Here is an 18,280-nt window from a genome sequence, read left to right on the forward strand (position 1 = left end):
AATTGTCATTTACAAGGCCGGGTGGAAATACTATATTCATAAGTCTTCGCCAGCCCGGCGCGTCTCAAGAGAGGAATACCATGGCCATCCGCACGCTCACCGCCACCTGGACCGCTGCCCCCGGCAGCCTTGGCAGCGCCACCGCCGTCATCACGCTCGATACCGACCTGGTGACCACCACGCCGGGCAGCTCAATCCCCATCGCCCAGGTCCAGGACCTGACCGTGACCGTGCAGGGCGCGCGGGCCGGCAACGGCACCTTCGGCAAGGACGATTTCAACGCGGTGCAGTTCTACGCCGGCTTCCCGCTCGACTTCTCGCAGCCGCTGATCGGCCAGACCGGCGGCAGTGGCGGCCTCGCTTACGGCACGCCCGATGCGCAAGGCGGCGCCGGCGACTTCAACCTGCTCTCCGGCAGCAACGGTGAAGGACCGGCCGGCGTGGCCGCATTCACCCTGGCCACCAACGGCCGGAACGATCCGTCCGACGTGCTGGTCATCGCTTCCATTAATCCCTGAATCCTCCTGGCCGCTGCGCGTTATGGGCGGTGCGGCCAATATCATTCGTCCGCTTGGTGAATTTCGCAATTGCGGCAGTCAGTTGCTGCTTGCAGAATGAACGCAAAATAAAACCCAAGCGAGACAATCGATGACGTATTTCCCCCGCCGTGCGCGCGCCTTGTTTGCGAACGCGCATGCCAGCGCGCGCGCTGTGTTTGCGACCGCATTGGCATGTGCTTTCGTCTGCGCCGGATCCGGTACCGGCTTCAGCACTGCGCTGGCAGCCACCCAGGCCGCAGCGCTGCCAGCCGCTCCCACGCAACTTTCCATCTACAATGGCGCGCCGCCTGCCGGCTTCCACCTCACCGTCGCCGATTCCGAATCGAGCGCCGTGCTGGCCGGCGCCACCGCCTCGGTCACGCCGCCGCCCGGCACGCCCACGCGTCAGGTCATCGCCACCCGCACCGGCAAGGAAATCGCCCTGCAATGGAAGGACGCCTGGTACGCCGCGTTGCGCGTCAATGGCGGCCAGCCGCTCGACTTGCGGCCATACGTGGAGCGCGGCGTGCTGGCGCTGGACGTCAAGGTCGATGAACTGGCCAACGGCGGCCTGGCTTTCAAGGTCGGCTGCGGCGATCAATGCCATCGCGCCGTCTCGTACGTGGTGCCGGCGCGCGCCGCGCAGGGCAAGGGTTGGCAAAAGCTGTCGTATGCAATGAGCTGCTTCGTGCGCGATGGCGCCGACTTTTCCGCCGTCAAGCTGCCGTTCGCGCTGGAGGCCACCGGCGCCGGCAAGGTGTCCATCGCCAATGTGCGCTTCATCCGGCAGTCCAGGCCGACCATGGCATGTCCCGACTACCGCACTGCATCGGTCACGCCCGATAAACTCAACGAATCATGGTCCATCAGTTGGTGGACCGGCCGCCACGAACAAAAGCTCAAGGAAGCTGCTGCGCTGGGCAAAAAGGCGCAGGTGGTATTCATCGGCGACTCGATCACCGAGGGCTGGGAAAAGAGCGGGGCGCCGGTCTTCCGGCAGTATTACAAGCCGCTCGATGCGCTGGCGCTGGGCTTCGGCGGCGACCGCACCGAAAACGTCCTGTGGCGCTTGCAGCACGGCGAGGTCGATGGCCTCGCGCCGAAGGTGGCGGTGCTCATGTTCGGCACCAACAACACTGGCCACCGCAAGGAAAATCCGGTGACCACGGCGGCCGGCATCAAGCGCAATATCGATGAACTGCGCCGCCGCCTGCCGGACTCCAAAATCCTGCTGCTGGCGATCTTCCCGCGCGGCGCCACGGCAGACGATGCGGAGCGGCGCCTCAATGAACAGGTCAACGCCATCATTGCCGGGTACGCGGACAATCGCCACGTGTTCTACCTTGATATCGGCCACGCTTTTTTACAGCCGGACGGCGTGCTGTCGAAGGACATCATGCCGGATCTGCTGCACCCGAACCAGAAAGGCTACGAGATCTGGGCCAGGGAGATGGCGCCCACGCTGGACAAACTGTTGGGCCATCAGGGCGGCGGCTCCGTGTACGCCTGGCGCCCGGTCGCCATCGGCGGCAGCGGCTTCATCTCCGGCATCATCTCGAGCAAAACACAAAAAGACCTGATCTACCTGCGCACCGACGTCGGTGGCGCCTACCGCCGCAATGCCGCCAACGGGCGCTGGGTCGCGTTGATGGACTGGGTGTCCGACAAGGAGACCGGCATCCTGGGCGTGGAGTCGATCGCCACCGATCCGACGTCACCGAACAAGCTCTATCTGTCCACCGGCATCGAGTACCTGAACGGCGGCGCCAGCGCCATCCTCAAGTCCGACGATTACGGCGACACCTTCACACAAATCGACGTCACCAGCCAGTTCAAAATCCACGGCAACGGCATGGGGCGCGGTAACGGCGAGAAGCTGCAAGTCGATCCCGCCAACGGCAAAATTCTTTATATCGGCACGCGCGCCAACGGCATGTTCAAGAGCGTCGATGAAGGCCTGACGTGGCAGCACCTGGCGGGCCTGAACGTCACGACCACGCCGCCCAACAAGAACGGCGTGAGCCTGGTGGTGCTCGATCCGTCCAGCAAAAAAGACGGCGCGACGCAGCGCCTGTTCGCCGGCGTCTCGCGCTTCGGCAAGAACGGTCCGAACATGTACATTTCCAACGACGCCGGTCGCACCTTCACGCCGATGGCCGGCGGCCCGGCGCACCTGATGCCGCACCGCGCGGTGCTGGCGGACGGCGGCCTGGTGGTCACGTTTGCCAGGGGCGCCGGCCCATGGGGCGATGTCGCCAACGGCGAAGGCCTGGAGGAGGGCGGCGTGTGGCGTTACGATATCGCCGCCGGCACCTGGCGCGACATCTCGCCGCCGCTCAACCGCGCCTACGCCGGCATCACCGTCGATCCGGCCAACCCGCAGCGCATGATCGTCTCCACCATCAATTACTACCGCTACTCCAAGGGCCGCATGGGCGACCAGTTCTTCGAGACGCAGGATGGCGGAAAAAGCTGGCAGAGCATCGTCGATCAGGGCGTGAAAATCGATCCGAACGGCGTCAGCTGGATCGGCGGCAGTTTCATGCACTGGGCCGCCAGCATCGAGTTTGATCCGTTCGATCCGCGCGCGGTGATGGTCGTCTCGGGCAATGGCCTGTTCAAGTCCACCGACATCCACGCTGCGCCGGCGATCTGGAAGTTCGATGACGACGGTATCGAGGAATCCGTACCGCTCAATCTGGTCAGCATCCCTGGCGGGCCGGTGATTTCGGCCATCGGCGACTACGACGGTTTCCGCCACAGCGACGTTACGCAGTACTCGCCGATCCACACGCCCAGCATGGGCACCACCTGGGGACTGGACTTTGCCGCGCAAAATCCCAACGTGGTGGCGCGCGTGGGCAGCGCCATGTACGTCTCGCGCGACATGGGCGTGACCTGGAAAAAAACCGCGAAACTGCATGGCGAGAAGGGACAACTGGCGCTGAGCGCCGATGGCGCCACCATCGTCCACAGCCCGGAAAAATCCGCGACCAGCTACTACAGCCGCGATGGTGGCGACAGCTGGTCGCAGGCGGCAGGATTGAGCGGCGCGCGACCGGTGGCCGATCCTGTGGACGCCAGCCGGTTCTACGCGGTGAAGGGCACGAACTTCCTGATCAGCCGCGACGGTGGCGCTACCTTTGCGCCGGTCGCCACGCTGGCGTCGGCGGCACCGCCGCGCGCGGTGGTGCGCGCCGCGCCGGCGCGTTCGGGCGACGTGTGGGTGCCGCTGTACGACGGTGGCCTGGCCCGTTCGACTGATGCCGGCGCCACGTTCGCCAGCCTGCCCAGCATCACTTACGCGGCCGCAGTCGGCTTCGGCAAGGCGGCGCCGGGCGCCAACTATCCCGCCGTGTACATCTGGGGCACGGTAGGTGGCGTGCGCGGCGTGTTCCGCTCGACCGACACCGGCACGACATGGCTGCGCATCAACGACGACCAGCACCAATACGGCGGCCCGGGCGACGCCCAGTTCGTCGTGGGCGACGCCAATACCTTCGGCGTGGTGTACATGAGCACCGCCGGCCGCGGCATCGTTTTTGGCCGGCCTGCTGACAGCAAGGGAGAAAAACCGCCAGTCAACTGATCCCTGCAACAGGCGTTTGTACAAAGTAACAAGATTTCGCCTGAATTCCTCAGTTCGTGACGGAACCATGTCACAATACCCGTCGCGCCAAAAATCTGGCGTGCTGGATTGTGTCGTCCCGATAGAGGTGGTTGAAGATGCAGATGAAGTCTCATCGTATCGCACTGTTATTTAACGCAAACAAGATTTTCGACCGCGAGATCATCGCTGGCGTGGCCGCATACCTGGGCAGCACCCGTGCCGCCTGGGATTTGTTTCTGGAAGAGGACTTTCGCCTGCGCCTGTCCGGCCTCGAGAGCTGGCACGGCGACGGCATCATCGCCGACTTCGACGACCCTGCCGTGGCAGCGGCCCTGTCGCGCAGCCGCATCCCGGTCGTGGCCGTGGGCGGCTCGTACGCCGACGACAGTAGCTATCCCGACAGCCGCGTACCCTACGTGGCCACCGATAACTTCAAACTGATCAAACTGGCGCGCGACCACCTGATCGAAGCGGGCCTGCGCAATTTCGCCATGTTCAGCCTGCCGGAGGCGCAGGAAAACCGCTGGGCGCAGGAGCGCGAAAAGGCGTTCCGCACCCTGATGGCCGAAGACAAGATGGAAGCACAGGTCTATCGCGGCCTGGGCACCAGCGCCGCCGCCTGGGACGAGGCAGTGGAGCAGCAGATCCAGTGGCTGCACAGCCTGCCCAAGCCGGTCGGCATCATCGCCGTGACCGACGCCCGCGCGCGCCAGCTGATGCAGGCCTGTATCATCGCCGGCATCGAAGTGCCGGAGCAGGTGGCGCTGATCGGCATCGACAACGACCCGCTGGCGCGCATGCTCACCCGCATACCCCTGAGTTCCGTGATCCAGGGCGCGCAGGAGATGGGGCGCACCGCCGCCCAACTGCTCGACCAGATGCTGCACGGCGCGCGCCTGCAGGGCACGCGCGTGCTGGTGCCGCCAATCGGCATCAATATCCAGACCTCCACCCGCCACGAAGCGCCCAAGCACCCGCACGTAATGCGCGCGCGGCACTTCATCCGCCAGTATGCGTGCCAGGGCATCAAGACCCACCAGGTGGCCGAATACGTGGGCATTTCGCGCTCGTCGCTGGAATCGTACTTCCGCCAGGAGCTCGATTGCAGCGTGCACGACGTGATCCTGCGCTTCAAGCTCGACGCGGCCACCGAGATGCTGGCCCGGGGCGACCGGTCGATCTCGGACGTGGCGCTCAGTTGCGGCTTCACGTCGGTGCAGTATATGCACGCGGTATTCAAGCGGGAGCTCGGGTGTACGCCGCGCGCGTATCAAGATCAGGCCAAGGATCAGGCCAGGGCAGGCCAGGAGCAGGCCTGCGCGTAAATCATGACCGCGCTTGGTGAGTTTCATAATTGCCGCCCCCGGGGAATCGGGTCAAAATCCTCTCGCAGTTTGCCTGCATGCCTGGAGAGAGAGAGACCTTGGAAAATAATATCAATGCAATGCTGCCGGACGACTTGAGCCGCGCAGTGATGGTAGGCCGTGTCTGGTGTCATGATGGCCCCTGCGTGGTCGCGGTACGCAATGGCGAGGTGTTCGACATCTCCGGCCATGCCCACACCATGTCGGACCTGCTCGAGCGCGACGACGCCCTCGACATCGCGCGCAGCGCACCCGGCCCGTCGCTCGGCCCGGTGCAGCAACTGCTCGCTCGTGCAATCGACCGCAACGCCGGTAACAACGGCCCGCAACTGCTGGCGCCCTGCGACCTGCAGGCCGTCAAAGCCTGCGGTGTGACGTTTGCCGTCAGCCTGCTGGAACGCGTGATCGAAGAACAGGCCAAGGGCGTTCCCGCCCGCGCCGCCGAGCTGCGCGCCGAGATCCAGACCATCATCGGCTCCGACCTGTCGGCGATCCGTCCCGGTTCGGACGAAGCGCAAAAGCTCAAGGAAAGCCTGATCGCGCGCGGTATCTGGTCGCAGTACATGGAAGTAGGCATCGGCAATGACGCCGAAGTCTTTTCCAAGTCGCAGCCGATGGCGTCCGTCGCCAGCGGCGCCGACGTCGGTCTGCACCCGGATTCGAAATGGAACAACCCCGAGCCGGAAATCGTCCTGGCCGTCAACAGCCGCGCCCAGGTGCGCGGCGCCACGCTGGGCAACGACGTCAACCTGCGCGACATCGAAGGCCGCAGCGCCCTGTTGCTGGGCAAGGCCAAGGACAACAACGGCTCGTGCGCGATCGGCCCGTTCATCCGCCTGTTCGACGAACACTTCACCATCGACACCGTGCGCAACGCCGAAGTGCGCATGCTGATCGAAGGCCATGACGACGACTTCCGCCTGGAAGGCAGCAGCCGCATGCGCGAAATCAGCCGCGATCCGCTCGACCTGGTCGCCCAGACCTGCGGCCCGCACCACCAGTACCCGGACGGCTTCATGCTGTTCCTGGGGACGATGTTCTCGCCGATCAAGGACCGCGATGCGGCCGGCGGCGGCTTTACGCACCACCTGGGCGACCGCGTCACCATCGCCACGCCGTCGCTGGGCGCGCTGGTCAACACCGTGCAGCGCAGCGACCAGATCACGCCGTGGACATACGGCACCCGCGCGCTGCTCAACCAGACTCGCGGCACGGCTGTTGCCGCGCCGAGCGCCGCGCAACCGAAATCGGGCACCACGTTCGAGCAGCCGGTTTACCCTAGCCTGGCCGGCAAGCGCGTGGTCGTCACCGGTGGCGGCAGCGGCATCGGCGCCGGCATGGTGGAAGCGTTTGCCCGCCAGGGGGCGCGCGTGCACTTCCTCGACATCGCCGATGCCGATTCGCGCGCACTGGAAGCCAATCTGGCCGGCCTGGCCGTGCCGCCGGTGTACCTGCCATGCGACCTGACCAACCTGGAGACGGTGGCGAAAGTGTTTGCCGCCATCGGCCCGGTCGATGTCCTGATCAACAACGCCGCCAACGACGACCGCCACTCGCTGGCCGAGGTCACCCCGCAGTACTGGGAAAACCGCATGGCCGTCAACCTGCGCCACCAGTACTTCTGCGCCCAGGCCGTGGCGCCCGCCATGCAGGCGCAAGGCGATGGCGTGATCCTGAACTTCGGTTCGATCTCGTGGCACCTGGCGCTGCCGGACCTGACCCTGTACATGACCGCCAAGGCAGCCATCGAAGGCATGACGCGCGGCCTGGCCCGCGACCTGGGACCGCACAATGTGCGCGTCAACTGCATCGTGCCCGGCGGCGTGCGCACGCCGCGCCAGGAAGCGCTGTGGCACACGCCGGAAGAGGAACAGCGTATCCTGGCCGGTCAATGCCTCAAAGCACGCGTGGAGGTCGACGACGTGGCGGCGCTGGCGCTGTTCCTCGCATCCGACAGCGCCCGCCGTTGCAGCGGCCGAGATTACTATGTCGATGCCGGCTGGTACGGAGCGTAACGCGATGAGCCACGACAAAATGAGCAATGACCTCAGCGAGGTGAACGACATGAGCAAGCGCGTCGTCGGCGAAGCGCCGCGCCGCTACCGCTCGCAGGACTGGTTCGACAATCCCGACCACATCGACATGACCGCGCTGTACCTCGAGCGCTTCATGAACTACGGGATCACGCCGGAAGAGCTGCGCTCGGGCCGCCCGATCATCGGCATCGCCCAGAGCGGCAGCGACATCAGCCCGTGCAACCGCATCCACCTGGAGCTGGCCAAGCGCGTGCGCGACGGCATCCGCGACGCGGGCGGCATCGCCATGGAGTTCCCGCTGCACCCGATTTTCGAGAACTGCCGCCGGCCCACCGCCGCCATCGACCGCAACCTGGCCTATCTCGGCCTGGTCGAGATTTTGCACGGCTACCCGATCGACGCCGTGGTGCTCACCACCGGCTGCGACAAGACCACGCCGGCGCAGGTGATGGCCGCATCGACCGTCGATATCCCCGCCATCGTGCTGTCCGGCGGCCCGATGCTCGACGGCTGGTTCGAGGGCGAGCTGGCCGGTTCCGGCGCGGCGATCTGGAAGGGCCGCCGCCAGCTGGCCGCCGGCACCATCGACAACGAAAAATTCCTGCAGATCGCGGCCGCTTCGGCGCCGTCGGCAGGGCACTGCAACACCATGGGCACGGCATCGACCATGAACGCGATTGCCGAAGCGCTGGGCATGTCGCTCACCGGCTGTTCGGCCATTCCCGCGCCGTACCGCGAGCGGGGCCAGATGGCCTACGAGACCGGTCGCCGCATCGTGGAGATGGCCAAACGCGACATCAAGCCATCGAGCATCCTTACGCGCGACGCCTTCCTCGACGCCATCGTCACCAACGCAGCGATTGGCGGCTCCACCAACGCCCAGCAGCACATCGTGGCCATGGCGCGCCACGCCGGTGTGGAACTCAAATCGAGCGACTGGATGGAATACGGCCATGCCGTGCCGCTGCTGCTCAATATGCAGCCGGCCGGTAAATTCCTCGGCGAGCGTTTCCACCGCGCCGGCGGCGTGCCGGCCGTGATGTGGGAACTGGAGCAGCAGGGCATGCTGCGCTCGGACCGCGCCACCGTCACCGGCCGCACCATGCGCGAAAACCTGGCGGGGCGCGAAACCGTCGATCGCGAAGTGATCTACCCGTTTGCGGCACCACTGAAAGCCGACGCCGGCTTCTTCGTTTTGAAGGGCAACTTGTTCGACTTCGCCATCATGAAAACGTCGGTGATTTCGGAGGCCTTCCGCGCGCGGTATCTTAGCGAGCCTGGTCGAGAAAACGTTTTCGAATGTCGCGCCATCGTGTTCGACGGTTCCGGCGACTACCACGCCCGCATCAACGATCCGGCTTTGGAAATCGACGAAGACTGCATCCTGGTCATCCGTGGCGCCGGCCCGGTGGGCTGGCCCGGTTCGGCCGAGGTGGTCAACATGCAGCCGCCCGATGCGCTGGTCAAACGCGGTATCAACTGGCTGCCGACGCTGGGCGACGGCCGCCAGTCCGGTACCTCTGACAGCCCGTCGATCCTCAATGCCTCGCCCGAAAGCGCGGTGGGCGGCGGCCTGGCATGGCTGCGCACCGGCGACCGTATCCGCGTCGATCTGAACGCCGGCCAGTGCGATGCGCTGGTGCCGGCAGCGGAATGGGAAGAACGCAAGAAAGGCGAGATTCCTGCCTACCCCGCCAGCCAGACGCCGTGGCAGGAAATTTACCGCAGCACGGTAGGCCAGATGGAACATGGTGCGGTGATGGAACTGGCGGTACCATACCGCGCAGTGGCCGACACCCTGCCGCGCCATAACCACTAGGAACCACAGCCGGGCGCAGACCCGGCGTTCACCGAATACTCACAGGAGACAAAGCAAATGAAAAAATTACTCACTTCCGCCGCCGTCGCGGTCATGCTGGTGTGCGCAGGCGGCAACGCCATGGCGGACGCCAAGAACCCGAAAATCGGCTTCTCGATCGACGACCTGCGCCTCGAGCGCTGGGCGCGCGACCGCGACTATTTTGTCGCCGCCGCCGAGAAGCAGGGCGCCAAGGTGTTCGTGCAATCGGCCGATGCCAGCGAGCAGCGCCAGATCGCCCAGATCGAAAACCTGATTTCGCGCGGTGTCGATGTGCTGGTCATCGTGCCGTACAACGCCACGGTGCTCAACAACGCCATCCGCGAAGCGAAAAAGGCCAAGATCAAGGTGGTGTCGTACGATCGCCTGATCCTCAATGCCGACGTCGATGCCTACATCTCGTTCGATAACAAGAAGGTCGGCGAGCTGCAGGCCAAGGGTGTGCTGGCCGTCAAACCGAAGGGCAATTACTACCTGCTGGGCGGCGCCCCTACCGACAACAACGCCAAGATGCTGCGCGAAGGCCAGCTGGCAGTGCTGCAACCGCTGATCGACAAGGGCGACATCAAGGTCATCGGCAAGCAGTGGGTGAAGGACTGGAGCCCGTCCGAGGCGATGTCGATCATCGAAAACGCCCTGACCGCCAACGGCAACAAGCTCGATGCCGTGGTCGCGTCCAACGATGCCACCGCCGGCGGCGCAGTGCAGGCGCTGGCCTCGCAAAAACTCGACGGCAAGGTGGCCGTGTCGGGCCAGGATGCCGATCTGGCCGGCGTGCGCCGCGTCATCGCCGGCACCCAGACCATGACGGTCTACAAGCCATTGAAGCTGATCGCCACCGAGGCGGCCAACCTGTCGATCCAGCTGGTGCGCGGCGAGAAGCCCGCCTTCAACGCCAAGATCAACAACGGCTTCAAACAGGTCGATACGCGCCTGCTGGAACCGACCCTGCTGACCAAGGCCAACGTCGATACCGTCGTCACCGACGGCTTCTACACCAAGGCCCAGCTGGCAGCCAAGTAAGCCATATCAAGACAGGGCGCTGCCTGCGCCCGGAGGGCATGCGCCGCATGCCCTCCCATCACCACCTCTGCGAGAACTTTGTATGTCCGGCTATTTGCTAGAAATGAAGGGCATCGCCAAAAAATTTGGCGGTGTCCCCGCGCTCGACGGCATCGACCTGACCCTGATGCCGGGCGAGTGCATCGGCTTGTGCGGTGAGAATGGCGCCGGCAAATCGACGCTGATGAAAGTGCTGTCCGCCGTGTACCCGCATGGCACCTGGGACGGCCAGATTTTAATGGACGGTAAGCCGCTCGAAGCGCACTCGATCCGCGAGAGCGAGGCGGCCGGCATCGTCATCATCCACCAGGAACTGATGCTGGTGCCCGAGCTGTCGGTCACTGAAAATCTCTTCCTCGGCAACGAGATCACGCTGCCCGGCGGGCGCATGGATTATCCCGCCATGAACCAGCGCGCCGAAGCGCTGCTCAAGGAACTCAATCTGAACGACGTCAACGTGGTGCTGCCGGTATCGACCTACGGCGGCGGCCACCAGCAGCTGATCGAGATTGCCAAGGCGCTCAACAAGAACGCCCGCGTGCTGATTCTCGACGAGCCGTCGTCGTCGCTCACCGCCAACGAAATCGCGGTATTGCTCGACATCGTGCGCGGCCTGAAAGCCAAGGGCGTGGCGTGCGTGTACATCTCGCACAAGCTCGACGAGGTGGAAGCGATCTGCGACACCATCGTGGTGATCCGCGACGGCAAGCACATCGCCACCACGCCGATGGACAAGATGGACGTCAACCAGATCATCGCCCAGATGGTGGGCCGCGAGATGAGCCAGATGTATCCGTCGCTCGAACGCACGCCGGGCGAGGTGGTGTTCGAAGCGCGCAACGTCACGTGCTGGGACGTTGATCGTCCCGAGCGCAGGAAGGTCGATAACGTTTCGTTCTCGCTGCGCCGGGGCGAGATCCTCGGCATCGCCGGCCTGGTGGGCGCGGGCCGCACCGAGCTGGTGACGGCGCTGTTCGGCGCCTACCCGGGCCGCTGCGAGGCCGAGGTGTGGCTCGAGGGCCGGCGCATCGACAGCCGCACGCCATTGAAGGCGATCCGCTGCGGACTGGCGCTGGTGCCCGAAGACCGCAAGCATCACGGCATCGTGCGCGACATGGACGTGGGCCAGAACATCACCTTGTCGGTGCTGGGCCGCTTTGCGCGCTTTACCCGCATCGACCGCGAGGCCGAACTGGCGGTGGTGAGCGAGGAAATCGCCCGCCTGGGATTGAAGACGGCCAGCCCGTTCCTGTCGATCACGTCGCTCTCGGGCGGCAACCAGCAAAAGGCCGTGCTGTCCAAGATGCTGCTGACCCGGCCGAAGGTGCTGATCCTCGATGAGCCGACGCGCGGCGTGGACGTGGGCGCCAAGTTCGAAATCTACAAGCTGATGCTGGAGCTGGCAGCGCAGGGCATGTCCATCATCATGGTGTCGTCGGAACTGGCCGAGGTGCTCGGCGTGTCCGACCGCGTGCTGGTGATGGGAGAAGGAAAACTGCGCGGCGATTTCGTCAACGACAACCTGAGCCAGGAAACCGTGCTGGCGGCAGCACTTACGCATTGAACCCCGAGTACAAAGAACCCATGCAAACCACCAATCTCAAACAACTGTTCACGCAGTATAAAATCCTGGCGCTCTTGATCGCGATCGCCATCATCTGGGCCTTCTTCAGCTGGAAGACCGAGGGCGGTTTTACCTCGCCGCGTAATCTCTCGAACCTGATGCGGCAGATGGCGGTGACCGGCATCGTCGCCTGCGGCATGGCGTTCGTCATCATCGCCGGCGAGATCGACCTGTCGGTCGGTTCGCTGCTTGGCCTGCTGGGCGGCATCGCTGCGGTGCTCGATGTCACGCACGGCATGCCGCTGCCGGCCACCATCGCGGTGGTGCTGGCGTGCGGCCTGGTACTGGGCCTGTTCAACGGCTACCTCACAGCTTACAAGGGCATACCGTCATTCATCGTGGGGCTGGGCGGCATGTTGGCCTATCGCGGCATCGTGCTCGGTGTGACCGACGGTTCGACCGTGGCGCCGGTATCCGAGCCGCTGGTGCACCTGGGGCAGGGCTACCTGTCGCCGCAAATGGGCGTGGTGCTCGGTATCGCGCTGTTTGCGCTGGCGGCAGTGCTCACGCTGCGCCAGCGCGCCAGCCTGGCGCGCCATGGCCTGCCGGTGCACCCGGTATGGCAGGACGCGCTGCGCCTGGCCGCGATTGGCGCCGTGCTGTTCGCGTTCGTGCGCACCCTCAACAGCTACGAGGGCATTCCGCTGCCGGTACTGCTGTTGCTGGCGCTGCTGGGCATCTTCAGCTACGTGGCCACCCAGACCGTGTTCGGCCGCCGCATCTACGCGGTGGGCAGCAATATGGAGGCGACCCGGCTGTCCGGTGTGAACGTGCAGGCGGTCAAGCTCTGGATCTTCGGCTTGATGGGGTTGATGTGCGCGCTGGCGGGCCTGATCAACACCGCGCGCCTGGCCGCCGGTTCGCCGTCGGCCGGCACCTCGGGCGAGCTCGATGCAATCGCCGCCTGCTTCATCGGCGGCACCTCGATGCGCGGCGGCTCCGGCACCGTGTACGGGGCGCTGATCGGCGCGCTGGTGATGGCCAGCCTGGATAACGGCATGTCGATGCTGGACGTGGACAGCTACTGGCAGATGATCGTCAAGGGCGCGATTCTGACGCTGGCGGTATGGGTGGACGTGGCCACACGTTCAGCGCGCAGATAGTTCATTGATCGGGTAAATAACCAGCAAACGGCCCGCGACAGCGGGACGTTTGCATTGCAGTTGTCGGATGTATGCGACGCTTGCTCATTATCATTCCTGCGCTTGGTGAATTTCGCAATTGCCGCACGATTGCGTAACTTGCAGAATCTTCATATAGATTCGTCAGGTCCGAGGCATTCCCCAGCCCGAGTCACTAGACGATAAAAAATAACGACGAGCGAGACACACCCAATGACGATCAAGCCTGCCGCGCTGTCCAGCGCCCGCGCCTTTGCGCACTACTTTGCAAACGATTTCAAGCGCAGCAATGCTGCAAAACCACCAGTCGTAGCCTAGCACCAGCACAGCAATCAACAGTCGCAAACAGGCCGCAGAGCCTTGTTCACACCGTATAACTTTGGAGAGCACAGATGAAGCACACGTTTAAAAAGACCACCATTGCCATGGGCCTGGCCCAGATGGCGATGATGCTGGGCGCTGCCGCCCAGGCCCAGGAGCAGAACACCAGCAACGAGGCGACCGTCAACACGGCGGCCGCGCCAGCAGGCGCACCTGTTTCAGTGATCGTGACCGGCCAGCGCGCGGCGCTGCAATCGGCGCAAAAAATCAAGCAGGACGCCGACGAGGTGGTGGACTCGATCTCCGCCGACGATATCGGCAAGCTGCCCGACCGCTCGGTAACCGAGGTGCTGCAACGCGTGGCAGGCGTGACCATCGACCGCGCCATGGCGCGCAGCGATCCCGATCACTTTTCGGTGGAAGGCTCCGGTGTTTCGGTGCGTGGCCTCAGCTACGTGCGCTCGGAACTGAACGGTCGCGATTCGTTCTCCGCCAACGGCGGTCGCTCGCTGAGCTTTGAGGATGTGCCGCCGGAACTGATGTCCGGCGTCGATATCTACAAGAACCCGTCGGCCGAACAGGTGGAGGGCGCCATCGGTGGGCTGATCAACTTGCGTACCGCGCTGCCGTTCGACTACAAAGGCTTCAAGGCCGCCATTTCCGGCTCTGCCACACATTCCGACCTGCGCAAGGGCAAAGCCTCGCCGTCGTACTCGGGCATGGTTTCCAATCGTTGGAAAACCCCGTTCGGCGAGATCGGCGCGCTGGTGGACCTGGCCTACTCGGAATCGGCCACACGCACCGACGCCATTCAGGTCGAGCCGTACTACCAGCGCGTGCTCGATGGTAAAACCGTATGGGTGCCGAAGGGCGCGCAATGGCGTTCGCTCAACTTCGACCGCACCCGCGAAGGCGCATACGGCGCCCTGCAATGGAAGCCGAACAGCGAGATCACGACCGGCCTGACCTTCTTCAAATCGAAGTATAAGATGACCTGGGACGAACAGGCCATCTTCGCCGCATCCGATCCGTACAACATCAAGGTCACCAACGGCGTGTACGGCGCCAACGGCCAGTTCATCAGCGGCACTTTGAGCGACGACCGCGACACCGGCACCGGTTCGCGCGATGGCATCAACTTCAACAACGACACCCGCACCGCCTGGCGCAAGTCCGACACCACCGACATCGCATGGAATATGCGCTGGCGTCCGAACGACCGCTGGACCATTACCACCGACCTGCAGAAAATCCGCGCCCACACCGAAAGCGTCGATTCAACCGTGGCCACCGGCCTGAAAATGCGCAAGGAGCAGCTGGACCTGTCGGGCAGCCTGCCGCGCATCATCTTCGATGACGCCGACCGCGCCGCCCTGGCCAATCCGAGCAACTACTACTGGGCCTTCACGATGGAGCACCTGGACCGCGCGAAAGCCGAGTCCAAGGCCGGCAAGATCGACCTGAAGTACGACTTCGACAATCCGTTCCTGCGCGATATCCGCTTCGGCGCGCGCGCGACTGACCGCGATTCGATCAACGAGAACTCCAACCCGAGCTACAACTGGCAAGCCGTGTCGGCCAGCTGGATGCAGCCGTGGCAGATCAAGGATGGCGCACTCGCTTACCTGAGCGATCCGCGCTTTGCCGGTGCCACCCAGACTCACGCGTTCAGCAATTTCTTCAACGGTAAAATGACCGTGCCGACCGTGGTGTTCCCGGCCACGTCGCTTACCCAGGGCTATCCTGGCAGCTATACGCAACTGCACAGCTATCACCAGATCCTGTGCGCGGAAAACGGCACACCGTGCAGCGCCTGGCAGCCGGCCACTTTTGGCGGCGACCCGGCCGGCATCAACCAGCAGAGCGAGAAAACCAAGGCGCTGTACGCGCAAACGCGCTTCGGCTTCGATGACCTGGCTTTCCCGGTGGACGGCAACATCGGCCTGCGTTACGTGAAAACTGATTCCAACGCCAACGGCTACACCGTCTTCAAAGGCAAGATCGACCAGGCGCCCGGTGTGCCGGTGATCGCACCGTACGCGCTGGCCCAGGAGTTCAGCAACTCGTACCACAACTGGCTGCCCAGCCTGAACCTGCGCATGAAGGCGAGCGAGAAGCTGCAGTTCCGCTTCGCCTTCGCGTCGGCAATGTCGCGCCCCGATCCCTCGCAGCTGCAAGGCTACACGGAGCTGAACCAGGACCGCGACAACAACACCGGTCTGGTGACCTACACCGGCAAGGCACTTGGCAATCCGAACCTGCGTCCAATCACGGCCAAGCAGCTCGACCTGACCGCCGAGTGGTACTTCTCGCCGGTGGGTTCGCTGACGCTGGCGGTGTTCCACAAGGACCTCAAGGACGTCATCGTCAACGAGACTTACAACTTCCAGCTGCGCGAAGCCAGCGGCGCGCTGCGCGACTTCGCCACCACGCGCCCGGTCAACGGCGCCAATGGCCGCGCCCGCGGCTTCGAGCTGGCCTACCAGCAGTACTTCGACAAGCTGCCGGGCGCCTGGTCGGGCCTGGGCCTGCAGGGTAACTTCACCTTTGTCGACAGCAAGCGGACGCTGTACAACAATGTGTACCAGCAGTACTGCTCGAACAGCGATGGCCTGGTCAACAACCAGAACCTGGGCGCGAACGGTTGCGACACCAACGGCACCACGTTCGGCAACCTGCCGCTGGAAAATCTGTCGCGCCAGTCGTACAACATCGCGCTGATGTATGACAAGGGCCCATGGTCGGCGCGCCTGGCATGGAACTGGCGTTCGAAGAGCCTGCAAGCGGTCAACGTGAGCGGCACCAATGGTACCGACGGTACCGACTCCAATCCGAACAGCGCCACCTTCGGCAAGCGCACCCTGGCCTGGGGACTGCCTACCTGGGCGGACGACTACGGCCAGGCCGATGCATCGATCTCGTACAAGATCAACGAACGCATGCAGATCGGCCTCGAGGCACAGAACATCACCGACTCCAAATACAAGGTCCTGATGCAGCAAAGTATCGGCTTGATGGGGCGTGCGTGGTTCGCTTCCGGTCCGCGCTACACTGCTCGCCTGAGCTACAACTTCGAATAAGGAACGCACCGCATGAAAACAACCGCCCGCCAGCTGGTCGTATCGCTTGGTTTGACAATATGGGTCGCAGCTGGCGCGGCGGCCGCGCCGATTCCGGAACTGGTGCAAAAAGATGGTCGCCATGCGCTGATGGTGGACGGCGCGCCGTTCGTCATGTTTGGCGGCCAGGCCCAGAACTCCAGCAATTATCCGCTGGCGCTGGACAAGGTGTGGGCGGCCATCAAGGATGCCAACGCCAACACGCTGGAAATTCCGGTGGCGTGGGAGCAGATCGAGCCGGTCGAAGGCAAGTTCGATTTCAGCTATGTCGATACCCTGGTGGCCCAGGCGCGCAAGAACAAGGTGCGCCTGGTGCTGCTGTGGTTTGGCACCTGGAAGAACACCAGCGCCAGTTACACGCCGGAGTGGGTCAAGTTCGACAACGCCCGCTTCCCGCGCATGGTCGATCAGCAGGGCAAACCGATCTACTGCCTGTCGCCGCAAGGCGAGGAAACCCTCAAGGCCGACAAAAAGGCCTTTGTCGCCCTGATGGCGCACATCAAGAAGATCGACGATGTACAGCGCACCGTGATCATGATGCAGGTGCAGAACGAGGTGGGTACCTACGGCTATGCGCGCGACTACGGTTCGAAGGCCGAAGCGCAGTTCAACAGTCCGGTGCCGGCCGAAGTTTTAAAACGTAAAAAGTCGCCGGTGGCGCTGGCTGCAACCGGCACCTGGAAGCAGGTGTACGGCGACTACGCCGATGAGTACTTTCACGCGTATTCGGTGGCCAGGTACATCGGCGAGATCGCCAAGGCGGGGCGCGACGTGTACAACCTGCCGATGTTCGTCAACAACTCGATCCGCGATTCGCTGGAAGAACCGGTCAAGCCCTGGAACAAGAACTTTGCCAGCGGCGGTCCGACGTTCGACGTGATCGACATCTACAAGGCTGCCGCGCCTTCGATCGACTTTGCGGCTCCCGACATCTACAACCCGGAATGGCGCAAGTTCGTTGCCACGCTCGACAAGTTCCAGCGCGCGGACAATGCGCTGGCCGTGCCGGAGATGAGCAACGCTGCCGAATACGTGCGCTATGCCTACCTGGTGATCGGCCGTGGTGCGATCAACTTCGCGCCGTTCGGGATCGACTACGCCGACTACAGCAATTTCCCGCTCGGCCACAAGGCCACCGACAAGACCATGACGGCTGCCTACGGAAAAATCTTCGGCGCGTTCCGGCCGATGGAGCGCCAGTGGTCGAAGTGGGCATTCGAGGGCCGCACTTACGGCGTGGCCGAAGGCGACGACCGCCAGCCGCAAAAGCTCGCGCTCAAGGGCTGGAACGCCACCATTTCGTTCCGCGAATGGCAGTTCGGCGAAGCGCAGTACTTCAAGGACGTGAAGGACCTGCCGGCCAATACCGAGAAGCCCAACGGCGGCGTGGCGATCGCGCAGATCGCCGACAATGAATTCATCATCGTCGGCCAGCACGCGCGGGTAAAGATCGACAACGCGGAAGGCAAGCCGACCATGTGGGCGCGCGTGGAAGAGGGGCGGTATGATGCCTCCGGCAAGTGGATCATGGAACGTAACTGGAATGGCGACCAGACCGACTATGGCCTCAACCTGACCGGCAATCCGGTGGTGTTGAAGGTTAAAGTCGGCACGTACTAACTATAA

At 63.8% G+C, this 18,280-nt stretch carries 10 protein-coding genes; all 10 read left to right on the top strand.

Annotated elements, in window-relative coordinates; genetic code table 11:
• The first annotated feature begins 80 nt into the window (after positions 1-80).
• The 10 genes from F8197_RS24165 to F8197_RS24210 all read left to right on the top strand — a co-directional run bounded on the left by F8197_RS24165 (position 81) and on the right by F8197_RS24210 (position 18,274).
• The gene (locus F8197_RS24165; RefSeq protein ID WP_152884169.1) at positions 81-518 is read left to right on the top strand and encodes a hypothetical protein; all 438 of its coding nucleotides are present in this window, start codon (positions 81-83) and stop codon (positions 516-518) included.
• A gap of 130 nt (positions 519-648) precedes the next feature.
• Positions 649-4,128 carry a GDSL-type esterase/lipase family protein gene (locus F8197_RS24170; RefSeq protein ID WP_152884170.1) on the top strand — a complete coding sequence of 1,160 codons (3,480 nt, stop codon included), beginning with the start codon at positions 649-651 and terminating at the stop codon, positions 4,126-4,128.
• Positions 4,129-4,271: 143 nt separating this feature from the next.
• Positions 4,272-5,474, top strand: a complete 1,203-nt coding sequence (locus F8197_RS24175; RefSeq protein ID WP_152884172.1) for a DNA-binding transcriptional regulator — start codon at positions 4,272-4,274, stop codon at positions 5,472-5,474.
• A 98-nt stretch (positions 5,475-5,572) separates the two neighbouring features.
• Positions 5,573-7,528, top strand: a complete 1,956-nt coding sequence (locus tag F8197_RS29505) for an SDR family oxidoreductase (protein ID WP_152884174.1) — start codon at positions 5,573-5,575, stop codon at positions 7,526-7,528.
• Positions 7,529-7,577: 49 nt separating this feature from the next.
• The gene (locus F8197_RS24185) at positions 7,578-9,368 is read left to right on the top strand and encodes an IlvD/Edd family dehydratase (RefSeq protein ID WP_056138349.1); all 1,791 of its coding nucleotides are present in this window, start codon (positions 7,578-7,580) and stop codon (positions 9,366-9,368) included.
• A 57-nt stretch (positions 9,369-9,425) separates the two neighbouring features.
• Positions 9,426-10,430: a D-xylose ABC transporter substrate-binding protein gene (gene xylF / locus F8197_RS24190; protein ID WP_056137435.1), complete on the top strand. Its 1,005-nt coding sequence runs from the start codon at positions 9,426-9,428 to the stop codon at positions 10,428-10,430.
• Between the two features lie 82 nt (positions 10,431-10,512).
• On the top strand, positions 10,513-12,033 hold the full coding sequence (gene xylG, locus F8197_RS24195) for a D-xylose ABC transporter ATP-binding protein (RefSeq protein ID WP_152884175.1): 1,521 nt from the start codon (positions 10,513-10,515) through the stop codon (positions 12,031-12,033).
• 20 nt (positions 12,034-12,053) lie between these two features.
• Positions 12,054-13,196 carry a sugar ABC transporter permease gene (locus tag F8197_RS24200; RefSeq protein WP_152884177.1) on the top strand — a complete coding sequence of 381 codons (1,143 nt, stop codon included), beginning with the start codon at positions 12,054-12,056 and terminating at the stop codon, positions 13,194-13,196.
• 410 nt (positions 13,197-13,606) lie between these two features.
• Entirely contained in the window at positions 13,607-16,615 is a 3,009-nt protein-coding gene (locus F8197_RS24205) for a TonB-dependent receptor (protein ID WP_152884179.1), read from the top strand.
• 12 nt (positions 16,616-16,627) lie between these two features.
• Positions 16,628-18,274 carry a DUF5597 domain-containing protein gene (locus tag F8197_RS24210; protein ID WP_152884181.1) on the top strand — a complete coding sequence of 549 codons (1,647 nt, stop codon included), beginning with the start codon at positions 16,628-16,630 and terminating at the stop codon, positions 18,272-18,274.
• Positions 18,275-18,280: the final 6 nt, after the last annotated feature.

The sequence above is a fragment of the Duganella sp. FT27W genome (genome assembly GCF_009295655.1).
Taxonomy (GTDB): domain Bacteria; phylum Pseudomonadota; class Gammaproteobacteria; order Burkholderiales; family Burkholderiaceae_D; genus Rugamonas; species Rugamonas zoogloeoides.